Source organism: Synechococcus sp. FACHB-909, from assembly GCF_014698945.1.
In the GTDB taxonomy this organism is placed as follows: Bacteria; Cyanobacteriota; Cyanobacteriia; order PCC-6307; family Cyanobiaceae; genus Cyanobium.
In genome coordinates, this window is record NZ_JACJTY010000003.1 from 182,650 (window position 1) to 203,544 (window position 20,895).

The 20,895-nt window shown below is 69.9% G+C and carries 25 protein-coding genes; 9 read left to right on the forward strand and 16 right to left on the reverse strand.

Features of this window, described 5'->3' with window-relative positions; all coding sequences use genetic code 11:
• Positions 1–83 precede the first annotated feature (83 nt).
• Positions 84–1,313 (forward strand): tyrosine--tRNA ligase, encoded by a 1,230-nt coding sequence (gene tyrS / locus H6G99_RS07075; protein WP_190610835.1) that lies wholly within the window; start codon positions 84–86, stop codon positions 1,311–1,313.
• Complete coding sequence (gene pyrF, locus H6G99_RS07080) at positions 1,313–2,065, forward strand: orotidine-5'-phosphate decarboxylase (RefSeq protein WP_286191043.1); 753 nt, start codon at positions 1,313–1,315, stop codon at positions 2,063–2,065. Before tyrS ends, pyrF begins: the two co-directional genes overlap by 1 nt.
• 22 nt (positions 2,066–2,087) lie before the next feature.
• On the opposite strand, the gene H6G99_RS07085 is transcribed toward pyrF, so the two are convergent.
• The 3 genes from H6G99_RS07085 to H6G99_RS07095 all read right to left on the reverse strand — a co-directional run bounded on the left by H6G99_RS07085 (position 2,088) and on the right by H6G99_RS07095 (position 6,063).
• Positions 2,088–3,785, reverse strand: coding sequence for a sensor domain-containing protein (locus H6G99_RS07085; RefSeq protein ID WP_190610719.1), 1,698 nt, complete (start codon positions 3,783–3,785; stop codon positions 2,088–2,090).
• A 343-nt stretch (positions 3,786–4,128) separates the two neighbouring features.
• Positions 4,129–5,361 (reverse strand): hypothetical protein, encoded by a 1,233-nt coding sequence (locus H6G99_RS07090; RefSeq protein ID WP_190610721.1) that lies wholly within the window; start codon positions 5,359–5,361, stop codon positions 4,129–4,131.
• A 129-nt stretch (positions 5,362–5,490) separates the two neighbouring features.
• A complete protein-coding gene (locus H6G99_RS07095) occupies positions 5,491–6,063 on the reverse strand; it encodes a peroxiredoxin (protein WP_094585579.1) in 573 nt (190 codons plus the stop codon).
• A gap of 183 nt (positions 6,064–6,246) precedes the next feature.
• Between H6G99_RS07095 and H6G99_RS07100 the strand changes: the two genes are divergently transcribed.
• Complete coding sequence (locus H6G99_RS07100) at positions 6,247–6,753, forward strand: DUF1993 domain-containing protein (RefSeq protein ID WP_190610722.1); 507 nt, start codon at positions 6,247–6,249, stop codon at positions 6,751–6,753.
• A 6-nt stretch (positions 6,754–6,759) separates the two neighbouring features.
• On the opposite strand, the gene H6G99_RS07105 is transcribed toward H6G99_RS07100, so the two are convergent.
• Genes H6G99_RS07105 through H6G99_RS07120 form a run of 4 tightly spaced genes read right to left on the reverse strand, consistent with a single transcriptional unit; the run spans position 6,760 to position 9,159 of the window.
• Positions 6,760–7,818: a DUF3326 domain-containing protein gene (locus H6G99_RS07105; protein WP_190610724.1), complete on the reverse strand. Its 1,059-nt coding sequence runs from the start codon at positions 7,816–7,818 to the stop codon at positions 6,760–6,762.
• Positions 7,815–8,006, reverse strand: a complete 192-nt coding sequence (locus H6G99_RS07110; protein WP_190610725.1) for a DUF8621 family protein — start codon at positions 8,004–8,006, stop codon at positions 7,815–7,817. Before H6G99_RS07110 ends, H6G99_RS07105 begins: the two co-directional genes overlap by 4 nt.
• Positions 8,007–8,014: 8 nt before the next feature.
• Positions 8,015–8,368, reverse strand: coding sequence for a 2Fe-2S iron-sulfur cluster-binding protein (locus tag H6G99_RS07115; protein ID WP_353617192.1), 354 nt, complete (start codon positions 8,366–8,368; stop codon positions 8,015–8,017).
• 41 nt (positions 8,369–8,409) lie between these two features.
• Positions 8,410–9,159, reverse strand: a complete 750-nt coding sequence (locus H6G99_RS07120; RefSeq protein WP_190610727.1) for a TIGR02466 family protein — start codon at positions 9,157–9,159, stop codon at positions 8,410–8,412.
• 62 nt (positions 9,160–9,221) lie between these two features.
• Here H6G99_RS07120 and H6G99_RS07125 point away from each other — a divergent pair, with 62 nt between their 5' ends.
• The 6 genes from H6G99_RS07125 (at position 9,222) to H6G99_RS07150 (ending at position 13,667) form a co-directional block, all read left to right on the forward strand.
• A complete protein-coding gene (locus H6G99_RS07125) occupies positions 9,222–9,908 on the forward strand; it encodes an SAM-dependent methyltransferase (protein ID WP_190610728.1) in 687 nt (228 codons plus the stop codon).
• 56 nt (positions 9,909–9,964) lie between these two features.
• Entirely contained in the window at positions 9,965–10,681 is a 717-nt protein-coding gene (locus H6G99_RS07130) for a DUF4336 domain-containing protein (RefSeq protein WP_190610730.1), read from the forward strand.
• Positions 10,678–11,658 (forward strand): NAD(P)-dependent alcohol dehydrogenase, encoded by a 981-nt coding sequence (locus H6G99_RS07135; RefSeq protein ID WP_190610731.1) that lies wholly within the window; start codon positions 10,678–10,680, stop codon positions 11,656–11,658. The genes H6G99_RS07130 and H6G99_RS07135 overlap by 4 nt, the downstream gene beginning before the upstream one ends.
• A 6-nt stretch (positions 11,659–11,664) precedes the next feature.
• Positions 11,665–12,036, forward strand: coding sequence for an MGMT family protein (locus H6G99_RS07140; RefSeq protein WP_190610733.1), 372 nt, complete (start codon positions 11,665–11,667; stop codon positions 12,034–12,036).
• A gap of 142 nt (positions 12,037–12,178) precedes the next feature.
• Positions 12,179–13,216, forward strand: coding sequence for an HD-GYP domain-containing protein (locus H6G99_RS16555; protein WP_199297028.1), 1,038 nt, complete (start codon positions 12,179–12,181; stop codon positions 13,214–13,216).
• A 19-nt stretch (positions 13,217–13,235) separates the two neighbouring features.
• Entirely contained in the window at positions 13,236–13,667 is a 432-nt protein-coding gene (locus tag H6G99_RS07150) for a PPC domain-containing DNA-binding protein (RefSeq protein ID WP_190610736.1), read from the forward strand.
• Here H6G99_RS07150 and H6G99_RS07155 read toward each other — a convergent pair.
• The 9 genes from H6G99_RS07155 to H6G99_RS07195 form a co-directional block, all read right to left on the reverse strand.
• Complete coding sequence (locus H6G99_RS07155) at positions 13,618–14,568, reverse strand: F0F1 ATP synthase subunit gamma (RefSeq protein ID WP_094585570.1); 951 nt, start codon at positions 14,566–14,568, stop codon at positions 13,618–13,620. The two genes, H6G99_RS07150 and H6G99_RS07155, sit on opposite strands and share 50 nt — an antisense overlap.
• Positions 14,569–14,581: 13 nt before the next feature.
• A complete protein-coding gene (gene atpA / locus H6G99_RS07160; protein ID WP_094585569.1) occupies positions 14,582–16,099 on the reverse strand; it encodes a F0F1 ATP synthase subunit alpha in 1,518 nt (505 codons plus the stop codon).
• A 63-nt stretch (positions 16,100–16,162) separates the two neighbouring features.
• Entirely contained in the window at positions 16,163–16,711 is a 549-nt protein-coding gene (gene atpH / locus H6G99_RS07165) for an ATP synthase F1 subunit delta (protein WP_094585568.1), read from the reverse strand.
• Entirely contained in the window at positions 16,711–17,238 is a 528-nt protein-coding gene (locus H6G99_RS07170) for a F0F1 ATP synthase subunit B (protein ID WP_190610737.1), read from the reverse strand. The genes atpH and H6G99_RS07170 overlap by 1 nt, the downstream gene beginning before the upstream one ends.
• Positions 17,235–17,717: a F0F1 ATP synthase subunit B' gene (locus H6G99_RS07175; protein ID WP_190610738.1), complete on the reverse strand. Its 483-nt coding sequence runs from the start codon at positions 17,715–17,717 to the stop codon at positions 17,235–17,237. Before H6G99_RS07175 ends, H6G99_RS07170 begins: the two co-directional genes overlap by 4 nt.
• A 100-nt stretch (positions 17,718–17,817) precedes the next feature.
• Positions 17,818–18,063, reverse strand: coding sequence for an ATP synthase F0 subunit C (gene atpE / locus H6G99_RS07180; RefSeq protein ID WP_015110594.1), 246 nt, complete (start codon positions 18,061–18,063; stop codon positions 17,818–17,820).
• A gap of 154 nt (positions 18,064–18,217) precedes the next feature.
• Positions 18,218–18,946 (reverse strand): F0F1 ATP synthase subunit A, encoded by a 729-nt coding sequence (gene atpB, locus H6G99_RS07185; RefSeq protein WP_094585565.1) that lies wholly within the window; start codon positions 18,944–18,946, stop codon positions 18,218–18,220.
• Positions 18,947–19,042: 96 nt separating this feature from the next.
• Positions 19,043–19,474, reverse strand: coding sequence for an ATP synthase subunit I (locus H6G99_RS07190; protein WP_286191044.1), 432 nt, complete (start codon positions 19,472–19,474; stop codon positions 19,043–19,045).
• 88 nt (positions 19,475–19,562) lie between these two features.
• Positions 19,563–20,798, reverse strand: coding sequence for a class I SAM-dependent methyltransferase (locus H6G99_RS07195; RefSeq protein ID WP_190610741.1), 1,236 nt, complete (start codon positions 20,796–20,798; stop codon positions 19,563–19,565).
• Positions 20,799–20,895: the final 97 nt, after the last annotated feature.

Genomic DNA, 20,895 nt, shown 5'->3' on the forward strand with positions numbered 1-20,895 from the left:
TGGTGTCGATGGGGGAAGCGGAGCACGCGAAACAGGCAGCGCCGCTGACGGTGCCGCCGCTGGCCGACGCCCTGGCCCGGGGCATGGCTGACCTGTTCCCCGCCGGCAAGGATCCCGACCCGGATCAGCGGCTCGAGGCCCGGCTGGCGGAGGCGGAACGCCAGGGGCGGCCCCTGCGGGTGAAGCTGGGCATCGATCCCACCGGCAGCGACATCCACCTCGGCCACAGCCTCCTGTTCCGCAAGCTGCGCGCCTTCCAGAACGCCGGCCACACGGCGGTGCTGATCATCGGCGACTTCACGGCCCGCATCGGCGATCCCACCGGCAAGAGCAGCACCCGCGTGCAGCTGGACGCGGCGGCGGTCGAGGCCAATGCCGCCACCTACCTGGCCCAGCTGGGCCAGGGCCAGCCCCCCGAGCGCTCCCTGCTCGACTTCGAGACCCCCGGCCGGCTGGAGGTGCGACGCAACTCCGAGTGGCTCGCCGGCCTGGCGCTGCCCCAGGTGATCGAGCTGCTGGGCATCAGCACCGTGGGCCAGATGCTGGCCAAGGAGGACTTCGCCAACCGCTACGGCTCGGGCACACCCATCAGCCTGCACGAGTTCCTCTATCCCCTGCTGCAGGGCTACGACTCGGTGGCCGTCGCCGCCGACCTGGAACTGGGCGGCACCGACCAGAAGTTCAACGTGGCCATGGGGCGCGACATGCAGCGGCATTTCGGCCAGCGGCCCCAGTTCGGGCTGCTGCTGCCGATCCTGCCCGGCCTCGACGGGGTGCAGAAGATGAGCAAGAGCCTGGGCAACACCGTCGGGCTGATGGAGGACCCCCTGTCGATGTACTCCAAGCTCGAGAAGGTGCCGGACGCGGTGGTGGAGGACTACCTCACCCTGCTGACCGATCTGGACACGGCGGCCCTGCCCACCAACCCCCGGGAGCGGCAGAAGGCCATGGCCCTGGAGGTCACCGCCAGCCGCCACGGGCGCGACGCGGCCCTGCAGGCCCAGGGGGATGCGGCCGGGCTGGTGGGCGCCGGCCTCGCCGGAGCGGGGGGGGCTGGGGACGGCCTCCAGGCGGACAGCGTCCCCGAAGCCTCCCTGGCCGGGCTGGCCTTCCCGCTGAAGGCCTTCTACCTGCTCAGCGCCCTGCAGGTCTGCGCCAGCAGCAGCGAGGGGCGGCGCCAGATCCAGGGGGGCGGCGTCAAGCTCGACGGCGAAAAGCTCAGCGACCCCAACCAGGAGTTCGCCAGCGCCGAGGAACTCGACGGCAAGGTGCTGCAGCTGGGCCGGAAAACCTTCCGGCGGCTGGTGGCCTGATGGCGGACGCCGCACGCCCCGCCACGGCCATGGAGCCCGCCCTTGACCCGGCCGATCGGATCATCCTCGCCCTCGACCGCGGCACGGCCGAGGAGGCCGTGGCCCTGGTGGCGGCGGTTCCGGAGCTGCGCTGGGTGAAGGTGGGCCTGGAGCTGTTCACGGCCGCCGGGCCAGGGGTGGTGCGGGAGCTGCGGCGGCGGGGCCTGCGGGTGTTCCTGGATCTGAAGTTCCACGACATCCCCGCCACCATGGCCGGCGCCTGCCGCAGCGCCGCCCGGCTGGGGGCGGAGCTGATCACCGTGCACGCCTGCGCCGGCAGCGAGGCCCTCGCCGCCGCCCAGGCCGCGGCCGTGGAGGGCGCCGCCGAGGAGGGACTGGGCGCCCCCACCCTGCTGGCGGTGACCGTGCTGACCAGCTGGGATCCCGACCGCTTCCGCTGCGAACTGGCCATCGAAGCACCGCTGGAGACCTACGCGGGCCAGCTGGCGGCGCTGGCGGCGGCGGCGGGCCTCACCGGTGCGGTCTGCTCCCCCCTGGAGGTGGCCCGGCTGCGGGCCGCCCATCCCCGGCCCTTCGCCCTGGTGACCCCCGGGATCCGCCCCGCCGGCAGTGAGACGGCCGATCAACGGCGGGTGATGACACCGGCACAGGCCGTGGCGGCCGGCGCCAGCCAGCTGGTGATCGGTCGCCCGATCAGCGGCGCCGCCGACCCGGCGGCGGCCTTCGCGGCCTGCTGCGCCGAACTGGGCTGAATCAGCTCCGGCCGGCAGGGCCCTACGGCGCCAGGGGAGCCGCCTTGCCGTAGAGCCAGCCCTGGCCCCGCAGCCAGCCCTGGGAGGTGAGCAGACGGGCCTCCTCGATGGTTTCCACCCCCTCGGCCACGGTGTCGAGCTCCAGGCCTTCGGCCACCCCCACCAACGCCTGGGACAGCCGCAGGCTCTTGGTGTCCTTCGCCCGCATCGCACAGGTGAAGGAACGGTCCAGCTTCAGCCCGGCGATGGGCAGATCCCGGAGATGGCTGACCGAGGAGTAACCGGTGCCGAAGTCATCCACGTACCAGCGGACCCCACGGCCGGCGAGCTGCTCCATCTGCTGCCGGATCCGGTCGGTGACGCTGAGCAGGGCCGTCTCGGTGACCTCCAGATGCAGCCGATCCGGGCTCACCCGGGCGGCCTCGAGGGCTTCGGCCACCAGCTCGGGGTGATCGGGCTGGGCGAGGGTGGCCGCCGAGACGTTCACCGCCATGGTGAGGCCTTCGGGCAGCCGCGAGAGGGCCGCCAGGGCCTGGCGCAGCACCAGCTGGTCGATCCGGGCGATCAGGCCGCGGCGCTCGGCGCAGGGCAGGAACTCGGCGGGAGTGACGTCGATGCCATCGGGGCGCACCCAGCGGGCCAGGGCCTCGTAGCCGGTGACCTCGCCGCTCGCGAAGCAGACGATCGGCATGAACCAGGCGGCGAACTCCTCCATCACCAGCCCCCGCTGGATCTCGGCCGCGAACAGCAGGCGCGTGTGGGCCTCGGTGGCCAGGGCGTCGTCGAGCAGGGCGAAGCAGTTGCGGCCCCGGGCCTTGGCCTGACGCATGGCGAGGCTGGCATCCCGCAGCAGCTCGTCGGGGAGGGCGCCGCCGGCGGTGGTGGCGATGCCGATGCTCACGGTGGGATCGATGGGCTGCCCGCCGATGGTGATCGGCGCCCGGCAGGCCGTGAGGATCCTCTCGGCCGTGTGGGCGGCCTCGGCCGCGGAGGCCAGATCACTGAGCAGGACGATGAATTCATCGCCGGTGCCGCGGCCCACCCGGTCCGGCTCGCCGATCTCCCGGACGATCCTCCCCGCCAGGAAGGCGATCAGCTGGTCGCCGCCGGCATGGGTAAGGGCATCGTTCACCGGGGTGAGCCCGTCCACGCCGATGCTGAGCACCGCCAGGATCGAGCCGGTGCCCGCCTGGCGATCGAGGGCCTGGCGGATCCGGGCCAGGGCGACGCTGCGGACGGCCAGGCCGGAGACGGCGTCGTGGCGCTGGCTGTGGTCGAGCTCCGAAAGCCGTCGGCGCAGGTCGGCCGGTTCGCTCGCCCCGCTCCAGAGGCAGCAGAGCCACCCGCCGGCGGGGAACAGCCGCAGGGTCCGTGGGGCCACCGGGACATCGCCCGGCCGGCCGGGGGCTGAAACCTCCACGGTCTGGCCCGCCTCGAAGGCCCGGACACCTTGCTCGAACAGGCCGCTGGGGCACCGGGACGGATGGAGATCCAGCAGCCGGGCCCCCACGATCCGGTCGAGCTGGTGGCCATGGAGACGGCAGGCCGCCCCGTTGGCATAGGTGCAGATGAAATCGTGGATGGCGCCGCCGGAGACCCGCTCGGGCCGCAGCAGCAGGAACGGGTCCGGCAGGGCGTCGAGGATCGGCTGGAGGCCGGCCGCCGCACCCGCAGCCGCCAAGGAGGCGTCGGGAAGGGGAGAAGTCCGGGGCTCAGCCATCGCCGTCAACCTCTCCAGAAGAGGTTCACAGTTAACGGCAGTATCGCTGATCACCTTTTTGCGTTTTCTCTGCCGGGAAACCGGATGCAGGAAAGGAAACGTGTCGGAAAAGCCCATCGAAACCGTTCACCATCTCCATGGGGCGTGATGCAGATCCGGGGCAGAAGCACTGGGGTGAAGCAGCCCTTCTGCGGCAAATCTGTAGAGATCACAAAAAAAATGCTAGTCGACTTTCCTGGTTCAGCCACCGTGACGGCGCCACCGTTGGCACCGGGAGAAGCAATGGATCCCCGGCAGATGTTTGCTGCCAGCGGATGGTTGATCCCCGCAGGATCCGGGCCCATCAGGTGTCCGGCCGCCGCGCGGCCGCTTCGGCCCCGGCCGCCTCGGCCCGCTCCAGCTGCCGGGCCGCCCAGCGCCCCAGCCGCCCGGAGCCGGCCAGCTGCTGGCGGAGTCTCTCCATCTCGGCGCGCCGCTGCCGGCGCCGCTGCTCCTCGCTGGGCACCCGGTCGTCGAAGGGCACGTGGGAGCGCATCGCCAGCCAGGCCCCCAGGTGGCGCAGGGGGGTCGGATCGGTGGCGTGGTCGTCGACCCGCAGGGGCGGATCGGGGGGGCGGAGGGCCTGGAGGCGGTAGGAGCGGTCCCCTTCGGAATCGACCAGCTCGACCAGCTCCAGGGCCCGGGCTTCCCCCAGGGTGCGCAGGCGCTGGCCGAAACGGCGCTGCAGCACCAGCACCCGTGGCTCCAGCCGCCACTCCAGGCGCCCGAAGGCCAGCCACAGCTGGCCCCAGCCGCCGGCCAGGGCCAGCAGCGCCAGCGGAATCCCCAGGACCCAGAAGACCGGCCCGGCGGGGCCGCCCCGCAGCAGCAGGGCCAGCAGCCCCCACAGCACCAGGTTGGCCAGGCCCATCACGCGGCGCTGCTGCCGCCGCAGGGCCTGGTCGGGCACCAGCAGCGCACTGCCGAAGGAGGGGGTGAGCTCCTGCCAGCCCGCCGGCAGGACCGGCACCGCGGGGATATGGCTCTGGGCCTGGCCCGGGCCATCGGCCGGGTCTTCGGCGAGGGGGCGCAGGCCCAGCCGCCGGTTGAGCTGATCGGCCGCCTCCTGCCGCTCCCGCAGGCTGCCGAGCCGGGTGATCTCGAGGCTGCGTCCGGGCAGCTCGGCCACCAGCGGCCCACCCCAGACGCCCGCACCGCGCACCTGGAACTGACGGATCTCCCGGCCGGGCAGGGCCCGGCGGCGGCGGAAGGGTCCGCGATGGGCCTCGCGCACGAGACTGCCATCCGCCCCGAGCACCAGTCGATCCTCCGACCAGAGAGCGCCCAGCACTTGTCGCAGGGCAACGGCGCCGCCGACACTCCAGAGGCTGAGCCACACCAGTAGAAACAGAACCGCCGGCAGGGCCCACTGGCCGGTGGCCAGCCCGCCTCCCAGCAATCGCCACAGGACCCAGAGGGCGAAGATCTCCCCCGCCAGCCAGCCACACAGCCAGAACGACAGGAACGCCGCCACGAAAAAGCGGCCGGGACCCTGGGGGCGGAAACGGAAGCTGGTGGTGCCGATCCCGTCACTCACCGTCTCGTCCGCCCCCGGCTGATGGGCCCATGCTGGCGACGCTTCGCCGTTGGGGCATCCTCCCGAAAACGGGAAGCCCCCGGCTCCTTTGCAGGAGTCGGGGGCGATCTGATCAGCGGTGGCGAGGCCTCAGCCGACGAATTCGCGGCTGGGGGCGGAGACGCCGGCGGGGGCGGTGCCCTTCAGGTAGGCCAGCATCGTGTCGGCGTCAGAGCACTCGAAGGGGTCGGTGGGGCAGTTGTCCTCGAGACCGGGCTCCACGAACATCTTCTCGACGGTGCCGTCGTTGACGAGCATCGAGTAGCGCCAGGAGCGGGCACCGAAGCCCAGGTTGTCCTTCTCGACGAGCATGCCCATCTTGCGGCTGAACTCACCGTTGCCGTCGGGCAGCAGGAACACCTTGTCGGCGCCCACCTGCTTGCCCCACTGGAACATCACAAAGGCGTCGTTGACGGACACGCAGACGATGCTGTCGACACCCAGGCCCTTGAACTCCTCGTACAGGGCCTCGTAGCGGGGCAGGTGGTTGGAGGAGCAGGTGGGGGTGAAGGCACCGGGGAGGGAGAAGACCACCACCTTCTTGCCCTTGAAGATGTCGTCGGTGGTCAGGTCCTGCCAGCGGAAGGGGTTGGGGCCGGGCACGGATTCATCGCGCACACGGGTCTTGAAGACGACGCTGGGGACCTTTTCGATGACAGCCATGTGAATGTGTGAAGAACGACTTGACGACGCGCCGCCCGGAGCAGCGATCGCAGAGAGCTTAACTCGCAATCGGTCCGCCTTAGGGGGGAAACCGGCTGAGTGTTTCTGCTCATCGCCGCTGCCGGGCCACCCGCTCGACCGGCCTACAGTCCGCTTCGCCTGCCCCCGGCCCCCGCCCCAGCCATGACCCTCTCGATGTTCGAGGCGGCCGTTCCGCCCATGGCCCGCAGCCTGCGCAACCTGGCGGAGATCCTGGCCAAGGCGGCCGCCCACGCCGAAGCCAAGGGGATCGATCCGGCGGTGCTGCTGCAGGCCCGCCTCTACCCCGACATGTTCCCCCTGGTGCGCCAGGTGCAGATCGCCACCGACATCGCCCGCCGCGGCCTGGCCCGGCTTGCCGGGGTGGAAAGCGCCTCCATGGAAGACAACGAAGCCGGCTTCGGCGACCTCATCGGCCGCATCGAGACGACCCTCGCCAGCCTGGAGGCCTTCACCCCCGAGCAGATCGATGGCACCGAAACCAAGGCGATCGAACTGCCGATCCGCGGCGAGACCCTCCGCTTCAGCGGCCAGAGCTTCCTGCTGTTCTTCGTGCTGCCCAACGTCTATTTCCACGTCACCACCGCCTACGACATCCTGCGCCACAACGGCGTGGAGCTGGGCAAGCGGGACTTCCTGGGCGAACCCTGAGCCCCCTCAGCCCCGGCCCATGGTCTGGGCCAGGGGGCGCCGCAGGGCCGCAGGATCAAGGCCTTCCCGCAGGGCCAGCACGATTCCGGCCGCCTCGGCGTAGCTGGCAGCCGGGATCACCGGCAGCCCCAGGGCCTCGCCACCCACCTGGAGCAGGCAGGGGTTCCCCTCCACGGCGATCACGGGCACGCCCCGCTCGGCGCAGGCCAGCACCGCCTCCCCCCCCAGGGCTCCCGCCGGCGCCACCACCGCCCCCACATCGGCGCCGTGCAGCAGCCCGTTGCCGCTGGCTGGCTCGGGCCGCAGCGAGGGGGCCCGGCTGAGGCCCACCAGCACGCAGGGCAGGAAGGTGTGGCCCAGCTCCTCGGCCGCCGCCCGCGGATCCAGCCCGGGGTCGGGCGGCAGGGGCGCCAGGGCGGGGGCATGGGCACAGGGCACCCCCAGGTGGCGCACCAGCAGGTGGCTGATCACCGCCTCCGCCCCGGCCAGGGCATCCACCCCCGTGCCGTGGCGGTAGGCCGCCAGGGCGTCACTGCCGGGCTCGTCGGGGAAGCGGGCCACCACGGCGATGGCCGTGGCCCCGGCCGCCAGCAGCGCTTCTCCGGCCCGCAGCAGGGCGTCGGGGCGGCCGATGGTGCCCCAGCTGCTGCCGCTGGGCCCGATCGAGAGGCTCACCTCCAGGGGAACGTCGCTGCTCAGCACCGGACCGATCGCCAGCCCCAGGCTGGCGCGGCAGGCATCGATCACCTGGCGGTGGCGCAGCAGCAGCTCCGCCTCGATGCCCGCATCCAGCAGCACGCCCACCCGCTGGCTGGGCACCGGAGCGAGGGCCAGCTCGCCGGCGGCGAAACGGTCGAGGCTCCAGCCCTCCACGTAGTGCAGGCGCCGGTCGCTCCAGTAGAGGGAGGCGGCGTTCATCACGTTGGGGTGGGTGATCAGGCAGCCGCTGGCCGCCGCCAGCAGCCGGGCCGCCGGCAGGCCGTCGCCGGCGAAGCCGCCCACGGCGCAGCCCACCCCGGTGGGGATCACCAGCAGGGTGGGCAGGGGCGGGGCCGCCGCGCTCAAGGGCCGGGGGCCGGCGCCACCACGATCCCCTCCAGCCGCAGGCCGCGGTGGGGATCCACCGCCGTGATCGCCCAGCGCAGGGGCTCGGCGCCCTCACCGGCCAGGCGGCGGGCCTCCCGCGCCAGGCCCTGCCGCAGCTGGGGCAGCAGCGGACCGGGGCAGGCCTGCAGCCACAGCTCCAGGGGCACCAGGACTCTCACTTCTGGAACTGACCGAACTGGGCCTCGTAGAGGGCGTCCTCCTGGCCGGCCAGCAGGTCGAGGTCGGCGAGGGGATAGGAGACGCACAGCAGGGCATAGCCCTTGGCCTGAAGCTCGGCCTTCACGCCCATGGCATCGGGCTGGTGCACCGTGCCGCTGCGCAGCAGGGCGGCGCAGGTGGTGCACACCCCCGAGCAGCAGGAGCTGGGCAGGGGCACCCCGGCGGCCTCGGCGGCGCTCAGCACCGTCTGGTCGCTGCGGCAGGGGAAGCTGTAGGCGGTGCCATCCAGGCTGGCGCTGATCTGGAAGACGGGGAGCTCCGGGGTGGTCGCTGGGGTGGTCTCGGACACGGGGGATGGGGGTCGGGGAGGGGCGGCGTCGGCAGGGCGGCTCAGGCTCCCGGCTCGGTCCCATCTTCCCCGATCGCCAGCCAGCGACCGGGGTGGGGGGCGAGGTACTCGCCCGGATCGGGCGCGTTCGCCGGGGCCGTGAGGACGAAGTCGATGCTGAGCGAGAAGCGGGTGTCGTCGGGATCTTCGTTGGGCAGCACCGCATGGTCGACCGACGCGGGGAACAGCAGCAGCAGCCCCGCCCGGGGGGCCACGTCGTGCCAGGGGCGGTTGAGGGCGGCATCGGCCCCGATCGGCCCGTCCTGGCCCACCGCCAGCCCCGGCACCAGCTCATTGACTTGGCGGGGAGCGAACAGGCGCAGGCAGCCGCTGCGGCCGCTGCCGTCGCCATTGAGGTAATAGATGGCGCTGAGGTGGGCGTTGGGGTGGTGGTGGCGCCCCACCTGCTCGCCGGCCTCGCTGATCACCGGCCAGCTGCGCTGCACGTGCAGGGCCAGGCGCCGGCGATCGAACCCCAGCGCCGCCAGATACGCCCAGGCATGGCCCGCCAGCCGGCCGATCAGGGGGGCGAACAGGGGGTCGCGGTGCAGCTCCCCGGCACCGCGCACATCGCCGGTCCAAGCCACCCCCTCCTCGCTGGGGTCCCGCTCCCGCAGCACCAGGGCCCGCTGCAGCAGCAGGGCGGTGTCGAGGGGATCGGGGGCCAGCTGCACCCGGCCCAGGGCCATCGGGAACAGGGACTCGATCGCCAGCGCGGCGGGGGTGGCGGCGGGGGCGGCGGCATCGGCCATGGACGAACCGGGCGGGAACGGGACCATCATTCCCTGGGTCGCCGTCCCTCTCCAGCTCCACCATGTTCACCCTGGATCAGGTCGTCCCCTGGGGCCGCTCCTTCGAGGAGTACGGGGCCATGTTCGCCCTCACGGCGGACGACCTGGCGCGCCGGATCCTGGGCAGCGGGGATGGACCGGCCAGCTTCAATGCCGAAGCCAGTCGCAGGGGCACGGCGGTGATCTCCTGCGATCCGATCTATCGCTTCAGCCGGGAGGAGATCGCCTCCCGCATCGCCGCCACCTACGACCAGGTCATCGAACAGATCCGGCAGAACCACAGCGACTTCGTCTGGGAGGCCATCCCCACGCCCGAGGAACTCGGCCGACGACGCCTGCAGGCCATGGGCACCTTCCTGGACGACTATCCGACCGGTGTGGCCCAGGGGCGCTATGTGGAGGCCGCGCTGCCTTCCCTGCCCTTCGCCGACGCCAGCTTCGCGCTGGCTCTCTGCTCCCATCTGCTGTTTCTGTACAGCCTGCAGCTGGATGCCGCTTTCCATCGGGCCTCGCTGCTCGAGCTGCTCCGCGTGGCGCGGGAGGTGCGGGTGTTTCCGCTGCTCACCCTGGGCGGCGAAGTGTCGCCCCACCTGGAGGAGAGTGCGGCAGCCCTGCGCGCCGAGGGTTTCACGGTGGCGATCGAACCGGTGCCCTACGAATTCCAGCGCGGCGGTAACGCGATGCTGCGGATTCTTCGCCCGGCCAGCTGACGCCAGCCACCGCTTGGCGCAGGCCCTTAGGTTGGGCCAAGCCTTCCGCCACACCCATGCTGCGGCGCCTCGCCGATGATCTCTGGGTGGCCGAACAACCGCAGCGCTACTTCGGCCTGAGCATCGGCACCCGGATGACCGTCATCCGCCTGGAGAACAGCAACCGGCTGGTGATCCTTTCGCCGATTCAGCCAACCCCTGAGCTCGAAATCGAACTGGCCGCCATCGGTGTCGTCACCGACATCGTGGCGCCCAACGCCTTCCACCATCTCTATCTCCAGGCCTTCCAGCAGCGCTTTCCCCAGGCCATCAGCTGGGGTCCGCCCTTCCTGAGGCAGAAGTGTCCCCACCTGGAGCTGGACCGTCTGCTCAACGCTCAAGAGCCCTCCCCATGGCCGGGATTGCTGCTGTGCGGCCTCAGCGGGCTCCACACCCTGGGGCCCACCGGCCCATCGCCGCTGCACGAGGTGGCGTTCTGCCACACCCCCAGCCGGACCCTCGTCCTGACGGACAGCGCCTTCCACTTCGATGCCTCCGCCCCCTGGCTCACCCGCTGCCTCACCCGGATCGGCGGTGGTTACGCTCGCCTGGAGCCCACCATTCTCGAGCGCCTGGCCACCGCCGACAGGTCTGCGCTGCTCAAGGCCATGAAAGCTCTCCTGCGGTGGGACTTCGACCGGGTGATCGTGGCCCACGGCGCCGTGGTGGAAACGGGCGGCAAGCAAGCCCTCTCCAGGGCCTATTCCTCCTTTCTCGGATCCCCCCTGCCATGAAGGCCGTGCTCGCCGAACGCTACGGGCCGCCGGAGGTGCTGCAGATCCGAGAGATCGCCACACCCACCCCGAAGGCCAAGGAGATCCTGATCCGGATCCATACCACCACGGTCACCTCGGCCGACTGGCGGATTCGGAGCCAGACGGTGCCGACGGGATTCGGCCTGATCATGCGGCTGGTGTTCGGCCTGCGAAAGCCCAGGCAGCCGATCCTCGGATCGGAGCTGGCCGGGGTTGTCGCTGCGATCGGCAGGGATGTCACCCGATTCCAGGTGGGGGAGCGGGTCTTCGCCTTCAGCGACATGGCCATGGGCTGCCATGCCGAGTACCTCCGCCTGCCCGAGGACGGCATGGTGGTGGCCACACCGCCCGGCCTCACGGACGCCACGGCCGCCGCGCTGTGCTTCGGCGGCACGACGGCCCTGGATTTCCTGCGCCGGGCCAGGGTGCGACCCGGCGAGAAGGTGCTGGTGAATGGGGCCTCCGGGGCGGTGGGCAGCGCCGTTATCCAGCTGGCCCGGAACGCCGGGGCCGAGGTCACCGGGGTGTGCAGCTCCGCGAACCTCGAGCTGGTGCGCTCCCTGGGGGCGACCCAGGTCGTCGACTACACCCGGGAGGACTTCAGCCGCAACGGCGAAACCTATGACGTGATTGTCGACACGGTCGGCACGGCGCCCTTTTCTCGCTGCCGGCGCTCACTCCGGAAGGGGGGGCGGCTGCTGCTGGTGCTGGCCGGACTGCCCGACATGCTGACGGGGCTGTGGGTCTCGCTGACATCCGGCCGCAGCGTGATCGCCGGCCCCGCGACCGTGAAACGCGACGATCTGCTCACGCTTGCCGCCCTGGCGGAGGCGGGAGCGTTCCAACCCGTGATCGATCGGATCTATCCGTTCGATCAGATCGCGGAAGCCCACCGCTATGTCGACACGGGACGAAAGAAGGGTAACGTCATCATCTCCGTGCGCGACCAGAACTAGTCCCCCATGGCGAAGTCCGAGGCTTTCGCCCGCATCAAGGATCAGGTGCTCCGGATCGTCGCGACGATTCCCGAATCGAAGATCACCACCTACCAATCCATCGGCGAGCATCTGGCGGTGATGCCCAGGCACGTGGCCTACATCCTCAGCCAGCTGGACGACAGCACGAAGCTGGACGTTCCCTGGTTTCGCGTCGTGTCAGCAGACGGAAGCCTGGGCGTGCCCAAGCGCGATCCCAACGGCGACACCCAGGCCCAGCTGCTGCAGCGGGAAGGGATCGGCGTGGTCGGTCATGCGGTCGCTACCCCGCTGGAGGCCGTTTTCCTCCCCGCAGCCGCGTTGTCCCACGGAATCCCCAGACAGGTGCGTGGTCGCTGACACAGGTGTAGCGTGAAGACAACAGAAAAGCACCGACCGCCGTTGCAGGTGCTTCGTGCTTGTCTGCTCCTCTGGGAGTGAAGGCGCAATGGACGCTGGGATAAGGAAGCGATACGGGCCCCATGGCGGGAGGAAAACGAGGGTGGCGGCCAGCTCCCTCGAGGGATTGGCGCTGCCGTTGGAGCAGGCCCTCATCGAGCGGATGAAGGAGCTCCACTGCCTCCATCAGATCGAGCGCATCATCAGCACCAGCCAGGGCACGATCGACGACATGCTGGCGGAGATCGTCACCACGATCCCGGCGGCCTGGCTGCATCCAGCCAACGCCATCGCCAGAATCCGCCACGGCGACCGCCGCTACCAGACGGGTGATCTGGAGCGTTGCCAGTCGGTGCAGTCTTCGGAGATCAGGGTCAACGACAGGGTCTACGGCTCGGTGGACGTGGGTTACACCGACCATTTCGATGACGCCAGCGAAGGCCCCTTCCTGGCGGAGGAGCGCTTGCTGCTGGACACGATCGCCACCCGACTCGGCAGCCTCGTTGCCAGGGAGCTGGCGGAGGCGGGCTGGATCGACACCCTCCGGGAACAGGAGCTGCTCTACCGGCAGCTCGTCTCGGTGCTGGGGGCGATGGCGGAGATGCGGGACCCTTACACCGCCGGACACCAAAAGCGAGTGGCCAACCTGGCGGTCGCCATCGGGGAGGAGCTGGGGCTGGCACCGAAGGAGTTGGAGGGCCTGCGGCTGGCGGCGTCCGTGCACGACATCGGCAAGATCATGGTGCCGGCGGAAATTCTCTCCAAACCCACCAAGCTGACCTGCCTTGAGTACGACCTGATCAAGGAACATGCCGAGGCCGGCTTCCAGATCCTCAAGGACGTGGCCTTCCCCTGGCCGATCGCGCGCATCGTCCATGAGCACCACGAGCGGATGGACGGCAGTGGCTACCCCAACGGCCTGACGGGCGATCAGTTGCTGCCGGAATCCCTGATCGTGGCCGTCGCCGACGTGGTGGAATCCATGTGCGCCCACCGCCCCTACCGGGCCGGCCTGGGCACCGAGGCCGCCCTCCGGGAAATCGAGAAAAACCGCGGCGTGCTCTACGACTCCCTCGTGGTGGACGCCTGTCTGCGGGTCTTCCGCGAGAAGGGTTACCGCTGCGCCTGTTCCAACGCCTGAAGAAGGGCGCCGCCACGCCATGCCGTACCGACCCCTCCGTCTACCGCCGGGCGTGGATCTGCGCGGCGAACTCGAACGGCTCGCTCAGGCGGACCCGGAGTTCTGCGGCTTCATCGTCTCTGGGATCGGCAGCCTGGAGAGTCCGGTGCTGCGCTTCGCCGATCAGGCCCTGGGGGTCATGCTGGCCGGGCCGCAGGAGGTGATCACGCTGGCGGGCAGCGTCAGCAGGGATGGGGCCCACCTGCACCTGGTGGTGGCCGACGCCGAGGGGCACACCCTGGGGGGCCACCTCTGCCACGGAAGCCGGGTCCGGACGACCATGGAAATCTTGCTGCTCTGCCCGGAAGGCTGGCAGTTGGGCCGGGAGCGGGATGCCGCCACCGGCCACCTGGAGCTGACGATCAGCCCATCGCGGCCGCGCCACCCACCACTTCCAGGATCTCCTGGGTGATGGCCGCCTGGCGGGCCTTGTTGTAGTCGAGGGTGAGGGTCTTGGCGAGCGCCTTGGCGTTGTCGCTGGCGTTGTTCATGGCCGTCATCCGGCTGGCCAGTTCGCTGGCCGCCGCTTCCTGGAGGGAGCGCAGCAGCTGGTTGGCCAGGTAGAGGGGCAGCAGGGCATTAAGCAGCTGCTCCGGGCTCTGCTCGAACACGAAGTCGGGCTGCAGGGCCGGCTCGGCGTTCTCCACCTTGCCGATCTCCACCCCGAGTCGGCCGTCCCGGGTGATGAGACGGAAGATCTCATCGTCCGAGCTGGCGATGCCCTGGGGATCGAGGGGCAGCAGGGTCTGGACGACCGGCTGGGAGCTCACCAGGTTGATGAAGCGGGTGAAGACGATCTCCACGCGGTCGGTGCTGGCGGAGAGGAACTCTGCGAGCACTTCGTTGGCGATGTCGTTCGCCTCCTGGGAGGTGGGCACCTGCTCTAGACCGGTGAAGGTGGCCCGGATCGGGTAGGAGCGGTTGGTGAAGTAGGTGATGGCCTTGCGGCCCATCAGCACCATGTCCACCGTGAAGCCCTGGCCCTTGAGCTCGGCGAAGCGCTGCTCGGCCCGGCGGATCACGTTGGCGTTGTAGCCGCCACAGAGGCCCCGGTCGCCGGTGACCACCAGCAGGGTGATGGTGCCCACCGGCCGGCGCTCGGCCAGCAGCGGTGAATCGGCGCCCTCGAAGCCCATGCGGGATTCGAGGTTCTGGAGCACCCGGGCCAGGCGGTCGGCGAAGGGGCGGGTGCGCAGCACCTGCTCCTGGGCGCGACGCACCTTGGCGGCGGCCACCAGCCTCATGGCTTCGGTGATCTTGCGTGTGTTTTTGACCGAACTGATCCGGTCACGGATTGCCTTGAGATTGGCCATGGGTGGAGATTCCTCAGGCGGCGGCCAGCATCGTGGAGGTGACCTCGCGGATGGCCTCCTTGAGCATGGCTTCGGATTCGTCGCTCAGCACCTTGTCGGTCTGAACCTTGCTGATGTACTCGGGCTTGCTGCTCTTGAGGTACTCACGCAGTTCGCGGGCGAACTGGGGAACCAGCTCCACGGGCACGTCGTCGATCAGACCCTTGACGCCCGCGTACACCACGGCCACCTGCTCGGCCAGGATCAGGGGGCTGAACTGGGGCTGCTTGAGCAGCTCGCGCAGACGCTTGCCCCGGGCCAGCTGGGCCTGGGTGGCGGCATCGAGGTCGGAGGCGAACTGGGAGAAGGCGGCCAGTTCGTCGAACTGGGCCAGCTCCAGCTTCAGGGTGCCCGCGATCTTCTTGATGGCCTTGGTCTGGGCGGCGCCACCCACCCGGCTGACGGAGATGCCCACGTTGATGGCGGGCCGCAGGCCGGAGTTGAACAGGTCGGAGCTGAGGAACACCTGGCCGTCGGTGATCGAGATCACGTTGGTGGGGATGTAGGCCGAGACGTCACCGGCCTGGGTCTCGATGATCGGCAGGGCGGTCATGCTGCCCTTGCCCATGGCGTCGGACAGCTTGGCGGCCCGCTCCAGCAGGCGGCTGTGGCAGTAGAAGACGTCGCCGGGGTAGGCCTCCCGGCCGGGGGGACGGCGCAGCAGCAGGGACATCTGGCGGTAGGCCTGGGCCTGCTTGGTGAGGTCGTCGTACACCACCAGGGTGGCCTTGCCCTTGTACATGAAGGACTCGGCGATGGCCGCGCCGGTGTAGGGGGCCAGGTACTGGAGGGCGGCCGCTTCCGAGGCGCTGGCCGCCACCACCACGGTGTAATCAAGGGCGCCGCGCTCACGCAGCACTTCCACCACGTTGGCCACCGAGGCGTTCTTCTGGCCGATGGCCACGTAGACGCAGACGACGTCCTCACCTTTCTGGTTGAGGATGGTGTCGATGCAGATGGCGGTCTTGCCGGTCTGGCGGTCGCCGATGATCAGCTCGCGCTGGCCCCGGCCGATGGGAATCATGGCGTCGATGGCCGTGATGCCGGTCTGCATGGGCTCATGCACCGACTTGCGCTGGATGATGCCAGGCGCCATCGACTCGATCAGGCGGGTCTCGGTGGTGGCGATCTCACCCTTGCCGTCGATCGGCTGACCCAGGGCGTTCACCACCCGGCCCAGCATGGCGTCGCCCACCGGCACGGCGGCGATGCGGCCGGTGGCTTTGACGGTGCTGCCCTCCTGGATGCCCAGGCCCTCGCCCATCAGCACGACGCCGACGTTGTCGTCCTCCAGGTTCAGCGCCAGGCCCTCGGTGCCGTCTTCGAACAGCACCAGCTCGCCGGCCATCACCTGCTCGAGGCCGTAGACCCGGGCGATGCCATCACCGATCTGCAGGACGGTGCCGACGTTGCTGACAGAGACCGACTTGTCGTAGTCGGCGATCTGCTTCTTGAGGATGGCGCTGATCTCGTCGGGGCGGATGGAAACCATGGGTGGGAGTCCCCGGAGGGGAGGCGATGAAGTGGGGAGGAGTGGGGGGGAGGGAAGGAAGCGTCAGCTCACGTTGGCGAGCGTCAGGCCCAGGCGCCGCACCTGGCCGGCGAGGCTGGCGTCGATCACCCTGGAACCGACACTGAGGATGAAGCCGCCGATCAGGGCAGGATCCACCGCGAGGCTGATCTCCACCTTGTCGGTGCCGGCCACGGCCTTGGCCTTCTCGGCGAGCAGCGCCTGCTGGTCCTCGCTCAGGGGACTCGCCGAGGTCACGGTGGCCAGGGCGATCTGGTTCTGCTCGCGGTAGAGATCCAGGAGCCGCTCCAGGACGGCATCGAGGAAACCGATGCGCTGGCGGTCGGCCAGCAGCTTGAGCAGGTTGAGGAAGGAGGGGGAGATGTCCTTGCCGAAGAGTTTCTCGAGCGCCGCCTTCTTGCCTTCGACCTCGAGGACCGGGGAGGCCATCGCCTCACGCAGGTCGCTGGAGTCGTGCCAGAGGGCGAGGATCGCCCGGGCCTGATCGATCACCGCCTCGGTGTCGCCGTTGGCGTCGCACACCTGAAGGAAGGCGTCGGCGTAGGGGGTGGTGATGGTGTTGAGCAGAGGCATCAGGCGTTCCCCATCGATTGAATGGACTGATCGATCAGCTGGGCCTGGGTGCTGGCATCGAGGCGACCGGGCAGGCTGACCAGGGCCTTGGCGATGGCCATCTCGGCGGCCTCGCGCTGCAGCAGCCGGCTGACGCGGGAGACCTCCGAATCCAGGTCGGACTGGGAGTCCTGCTTCAGGCGCGCCATCTCCTCGACGGTGCGCTTCTCGCTCTCGAAGCGGATGGCCTCGGCGCGGACCTTGCCGTCGGCGCGGATCTTCTCGGCGCGGGTGCGGGCCTCACCCAGGCTCTTCTGGGCCTCGGCGAGGGAGGCGGTGGCCGCGTTCAGGCGCTCCTCGGCGTCCTTGAGTTCCCCCAGGATCCGCTCGCGGCGGCGCTCCAGGATGCCCCCGAGGAAGCCCCTCAGGAACCACGTCAGGCCGGCGATGACGATCGCCAGGTTGATGATGTTGGTCTCGAAGATGTCGAGGTTGAGGCCGAAGCTGCCGTGGCTCGCGAGGAGCGACGGGATTGTGGAGGTGATCATGAGGCGGTCAGGAGACGGTCGACGATGAGGTCGGCGAGCCTGTCGGCATCGGCCTCGAGAGCGCTCAGAGCTTCGGCGCGCTGAGCATCGATCTTGCTGCGGGCGCTTTCGCGACTGGCGATGGCGTCCGCCTGGGCCACCGCCAGGGCCTCCCGGTAGAGACGGTCGGAATCCTGCTCGGCCTCCAGAATCACCTTCTGGGCCTCGAGACGGGCCCCCTTCAGCTGTTCCTTGAGATCAGCCTCGAGGCGCTCGGCCTGGGCGAGCTTCTCCTTGGCCTGGGTCCGGCTGGTGGCGATGTAGCCCTCACGGTCCTCGACGGCCTTGCCGACCGGTCGGAAGAACAGGCTGTTGAGAATGAAGGTGAGGATCACCACCTGCAGCGCCATGAGCGGCAGGGTGGCGTCGAGGTCGAACAGACCTCCCTCGGGCGACCCTGCGGTCGCACCTGCCTCGGCAAGCAGAAGCCAGCTGGTCATGGGGCAATAAGGCGGGCGGTGGTGGAGGCGTGGATGGAGCCGGGGGTGGAGAAGGGCCGCAACGAACGGGCGGCCCTGTCATCCCCGCGATGGCCTCCGATCAGGAGAAGGGGTTGGCGAACAGCAGCACCAGGGCGACCACCAGGCCGTAGATGGTCAGCGATTCCATGAAGGCCAGGGAGAGCAGCAGGGTGCCGCGGATCTTGCCTTCAGCTTCGGGCTGACGGGCGATGCCTTCGACGGCGCCGCCAGAAGCGGTGCCCTGGCCGATGCCAGGACCGATGGAGCCGAGACCGACGGCAAGACCAGCAGCCACGACGGACGCAGCGGAAGTAAGGGAATCCATGGTGGGGTTAGAAATGTGGGGCGCCGGGGAAGCGCGGAAGGAACCTTGTCGAGAACCCTGCGCCGGGGACACCTGGGAAGGCGGGCCCGGATCGAGCCGGACCTGCGCGCAGAGAGTTTGCCAGACCGGGGGGACGGGCCGGCGAGGGGCAGACCTAGTGGTGCTCCTCGTGGACGGCCTCACCGATGTAGTAGGCCGCCAGGGTGGCGAAGATCAGGGCCTGGATGGCGCTGGTGAACAGGCCCAGGAACATCACCGGCAGGGGCACCACCAGGGGCACCAGGAACGCCAGCACCGCCACCACCAGTTCGTCGGCAAGGATGTTGCCGAACAGACGGAAGGAGAGCGAGAGCGGCTTGGTGAAGTCCTCGACGATCTTGAAGGGGAGCATGATCGGCGTGGGTTCCACGTAGTACTCGAAGTACCGGAAACCCTTGCGGCTCAGGCCCGCATAGAAGTAGGCCAGCGACACCAGCAGCGCCAGGGCGATGGTGGTGTTGATGTCGGCGGTGGGGGCGCCCAGTTCACCGCTGGGCAGGTGGACCAGCTTCCAGGGGATCAGGGCCCCGCCCCAGTTGCTCACGAAGATGAACAGGAACAGGGTGCCGATGAAGGGAAGCCAGTCGCGGTAGGCCTTCTCACCGATGTATTCGCGGGCGATGTCGCGCAGGTAATCCCAGAGGAACTCCAGCAGGTTCTGCACGCCCCTGGGATCGCGCTCCAGGCGGCGCGTGCCGACCACGACCACGGCGAGCAGGGCGCCGATCACGACCCAGGAACTCAGGAAGACCTGGCCGTGGATCTTGTAATTGCCGAGCTGCCAGTAGAGGTGCTGGCCGACCTCGAGGGCGGCGAAGGGAAGGGCTAGGGGCAACGGAGCCATCGGGGATAGGGCCTGGCGGAACGTCTGGGCCGCCGGAGCGGCTGTAGAGGGCCGCCGGAGCGGCTGTAGAGGGCCGCCGGAGCGGCTGAAAAGGGATCAGGTGTCGAGGACGGCCTGAACGATCAGAGCGGGCTTGTAGAGGAGAAATCCCAGCACGGCGGGCAGGATCTCGAGGACGGGGAGCCTGGCGGCCGCGACCACCAGCACCACCGGCACCAGCAGCTGGGCCTTGCCCACCCCCTTGGTTTCGACGCCGAAGCGGGTCACGCTGCGGGCCAGGAGGCGGAGGTACAGGAGCCCCGCCAGGGCTCCCACCAGCAGACTGAAAGCGGTGGGAAGGTCGAACCACAGGGCCGTGAGGGGCACCGCCAGGGCGGTGGCACAGACCGTGGAAAGAAGCATCCGGCGCTGCAGCCGCAGGTAACCGTCCATGCCGTTGTTCACCGTCGCCGGAGCGGCGGCGAGTTCAGGCTGGGGGGGAGGCTCGATGGTCGGATGGACTGCGACCTCTTCGGTCGACGTCTCCATGGGGGGGACGGCATCCGGGGAGGGGGTCAGGGCAGCCTGCAACCGACGAGGCTCCGTCTTGGCGTGCGGACTTTATCACTCGGCCCGTTCAGGCTCTAAGCAACAGAAGTACCCGCTCCTCCAGGAGCCGCCGCGCCGCCGCCAGCCGCTCGGCGGGGCCCTGGGCCAGGGGAAGCGCCCCGATCGGCGTGCCGGCCGGGGCCGCCTCCAGGGCCTCCATCAGGGCCAGCTCCTCCTCCGAGATGGTCAGGGGACGCAGCTCGGGACCCAGCAGTGCCGTGGAGGGCCAGCCCCACAGGCATCGGTTGCACTCGCCCCCGGCTGCCAGCAGGGCCGCGTCGCTCCACTCCTGCGTCGCCGTGCTGCTCCAGGCGTCCGGCGCCCCGTCGCCGTCCTGGCGCCGCAGGAAGAACTCGAAGTGGCTGATGTCGGGATCGAGGCTCTCCACCAGGGCCCACTGCTGCGCCGGCGACAGCGCCCGGGCCCGCTCCAGCAGTTCTCCCTGCAGCAGCCGGGCCGGATCCCAGACCTCGGGATTGGAGAAGCCGGCGAAGCGGATACCGGGCTGGTCGACGAAGCGGAACAGGCGCTCCAGGTCGTAGCTCGTCTCCTGGGGGTGGAGGTACATATCCGCGAAATTGGCATCGGCGGCGGTGTCGAGGGCCCAGCGCTGCTCGTGGTGCCGCCGCAGGCGGTTGGTCTCGGGCAGGGTGGCGAACAGCTCCCGGCCCAGCCGCAGTCCCGCCGGTCCGGTGCCCACCCCCATCAGGGCCAGGGCCCGCTGGGTGCGGTGGATCTCCCAGCGGCCGCCGTCGGCATAGAGAAAGAGGTGCAGCAGCCCCCCCGGCCGCAGCAGGGGCACCAGGGCCCGCAGACCCTCCTCGGGCCGGTCGAGGTGATGCAGCACCCCCACCGAGTTGATGTAGTCGAAGGGGCCCTCCCCCGCCAGGTCGAGCAGGCTGCGCTGCTCGATGCGCAGCTCCGCCACCTGGGCGGCGGCGCCGGAGCGGGCGGTGCGCTCCCGGGCCACCGCCAGGGCACCGGCGCTGATGTCCACCGCCAGCACGCTGGCGCCGGGGTTGAGATGGCAGAGGTAGTCGGTGCTCACCCCGGTGCCGCAGCCGGCGTCGAGGATCCGCCAGGGCCGCGGCGGCGGCGGCAGGGCCCCGTCCACGGCCGCCACCACGCTGTCCACGCACCAACGCCAGTTGTATCCAGGGGGCGGGCCGTCCTGGAGGGGGTCCCCCGGGTAGGGGAAGCGGTCGTAGAAGGCGCTGACCACCGGCGTGGCGGCATCCAGCGGGGCCTCCGGGGGGTGATCCATCAATGCCTTGGTGCGGGTTCCGGCAGCATTCCACGGCGCCGGCCGCCGTTCAGCGTGAGCGCATCAGAAGGCTGCAAACATTTGTTCATCCCGCCCC

Bases quoted from the DNA above. Each gene is read 5' to 3' on its own strand.
- H6G99_RS07190 (WP_286191044.1), bottom strand. From the start codon at position 19,474: ATGGAGACGTCGACCGAAGAGGTCGCAGTCCATCCGACCATCGAGCCT.
- atpB (WP_094585565.1), bottom strand. From the start codon at position 18,946: ATGGCTCCGTTGCCCCTAGCCCTTCCCTTCGCCGCCCTCGAGGTCGGC.
- atpH (WP_094585568.1), bottom strand. From the start codon at position 16,711: ATGCCTCTGCTCAACACCATCACCACCCCCTACGCCGACGCCTTCCTT.
- H6G99_RS07170 (WP_190610737.1), bottom strand. From the start codon at position 17,238: ATGATCACCTCCACAATCCCGTCGCTCCTCGCGAGCCACGGCAGCTTC.
- H6G99_RS07140 (WP_190610733.1), top strand. From the start codon at position 11,665: ATGGCGAAGTCCGAGGCTTTCGCCCGCATCAAGGATCAGGTGCTCCGG.
- H6G99_RS07125 (WP_190610728.1), top strand. From the start codon at position 9,222: ATGTTCACCCTGGATCAGGTCGTCCCCTGGGGCCGCTCCTTCGAGGAG.
- H6G99_RS07085 (WP_190610719.1), bottom strand. From the start codon at position 3,785: ATGGCTGAGCCCCGGACTTCTCCCCTTCCCGACGCCTCCTTGGCGGCT.
- H6G99_RS07155 (WP_094585570.1), bottom strand. From the start codon at position 14,568: ATGGCCAATCTCAAGGCAATCCGTGACCGGATCAGTTCGGTCAAAAAC.
- tyrS (WP_190610835.1), top strand. From the start codon at position 84: ATGGCTGACCTGTTCCCCGCCGGCAAGGATCCCGACCCGGATCAGCGG.
- H6G99_RS07150 (WP_190610736.1), top strand. From the start codon at position 13,236: ATGCCGTACCGACCCCTCCGTCTACCGCCGGGCGTGGATCTGCGCGGC.
- H6G99_RS07175 (WP_190610738.1), bottom strand. From the start codon at position 17,717: ATGACCAGCTGGCTTCTGCTTGCCGAGGCAGGTGCGACCGCAGGGTCG.
- H6G99_RS07195 (WP_190610741.1), bottom strand. From the start codon at position 20,798: ATGGATCACCCCCCGGAGGCCCCGCTGGATGCCGCCACGCCGGTGGTC.
- atpE (WP_015110594.1), bottom strand. From the start codon at position 18,063: ATGGATTCCCTTACTTCCGCTGCGTCCGTCGTGGCTGCTGGTCTTGCC.
- atpA (WP_094585569.1), bottom strand. From the start codon at position 16,099: ATGGTTTCCATCCGCCCCGACGAGATCAGCGCCATCCTCAAGAAGCAG.
- H6G99_RS07095 (WP_094585579.1), bottom strand. From the start codon at position 6,063: ATGGCTGTCATCGAAAAGGTCCCCAGCGTCGTCTTCAAGACCCGTGTG.
- H6G99_RS07135 (WP_190610731.1), top strand. From the start codon at position 10,678: ATGAAGGCCGTGCTCGCCGAACGCTACGGGCCGCCGGAGGTGCTGCAG.
- H6G99_RS07130 (WP_190610730.1), top strand. From the start codon at position 9,965: ATGCTGCGGCGCCTCGCCGATGATCTCTGGGTGGCCGAACAACCGCAG.
- H6G99_RS07100 (WP_190610722.1), top strand. From the start codon at position 6,247: ATGACCCTCTCGATGTTCGAGGCGGCCGTTCCGCCCATGGCCCGCAGC.
- H6G99_RS07120 (WP_190610727.1), bottom strand. From the start codon at position 9,159: ATGGCCGATGCCGCCGCCCCCGCCGCCACCCCCGCCGCGCTGGCGATC.
- pyrF (WP_286191043.1), top strand. From the start codon at position 1,313: ATGGCGGACGCCGCACGCCCCGCCACGGCCATGGAGCCCGCCCTTGAC.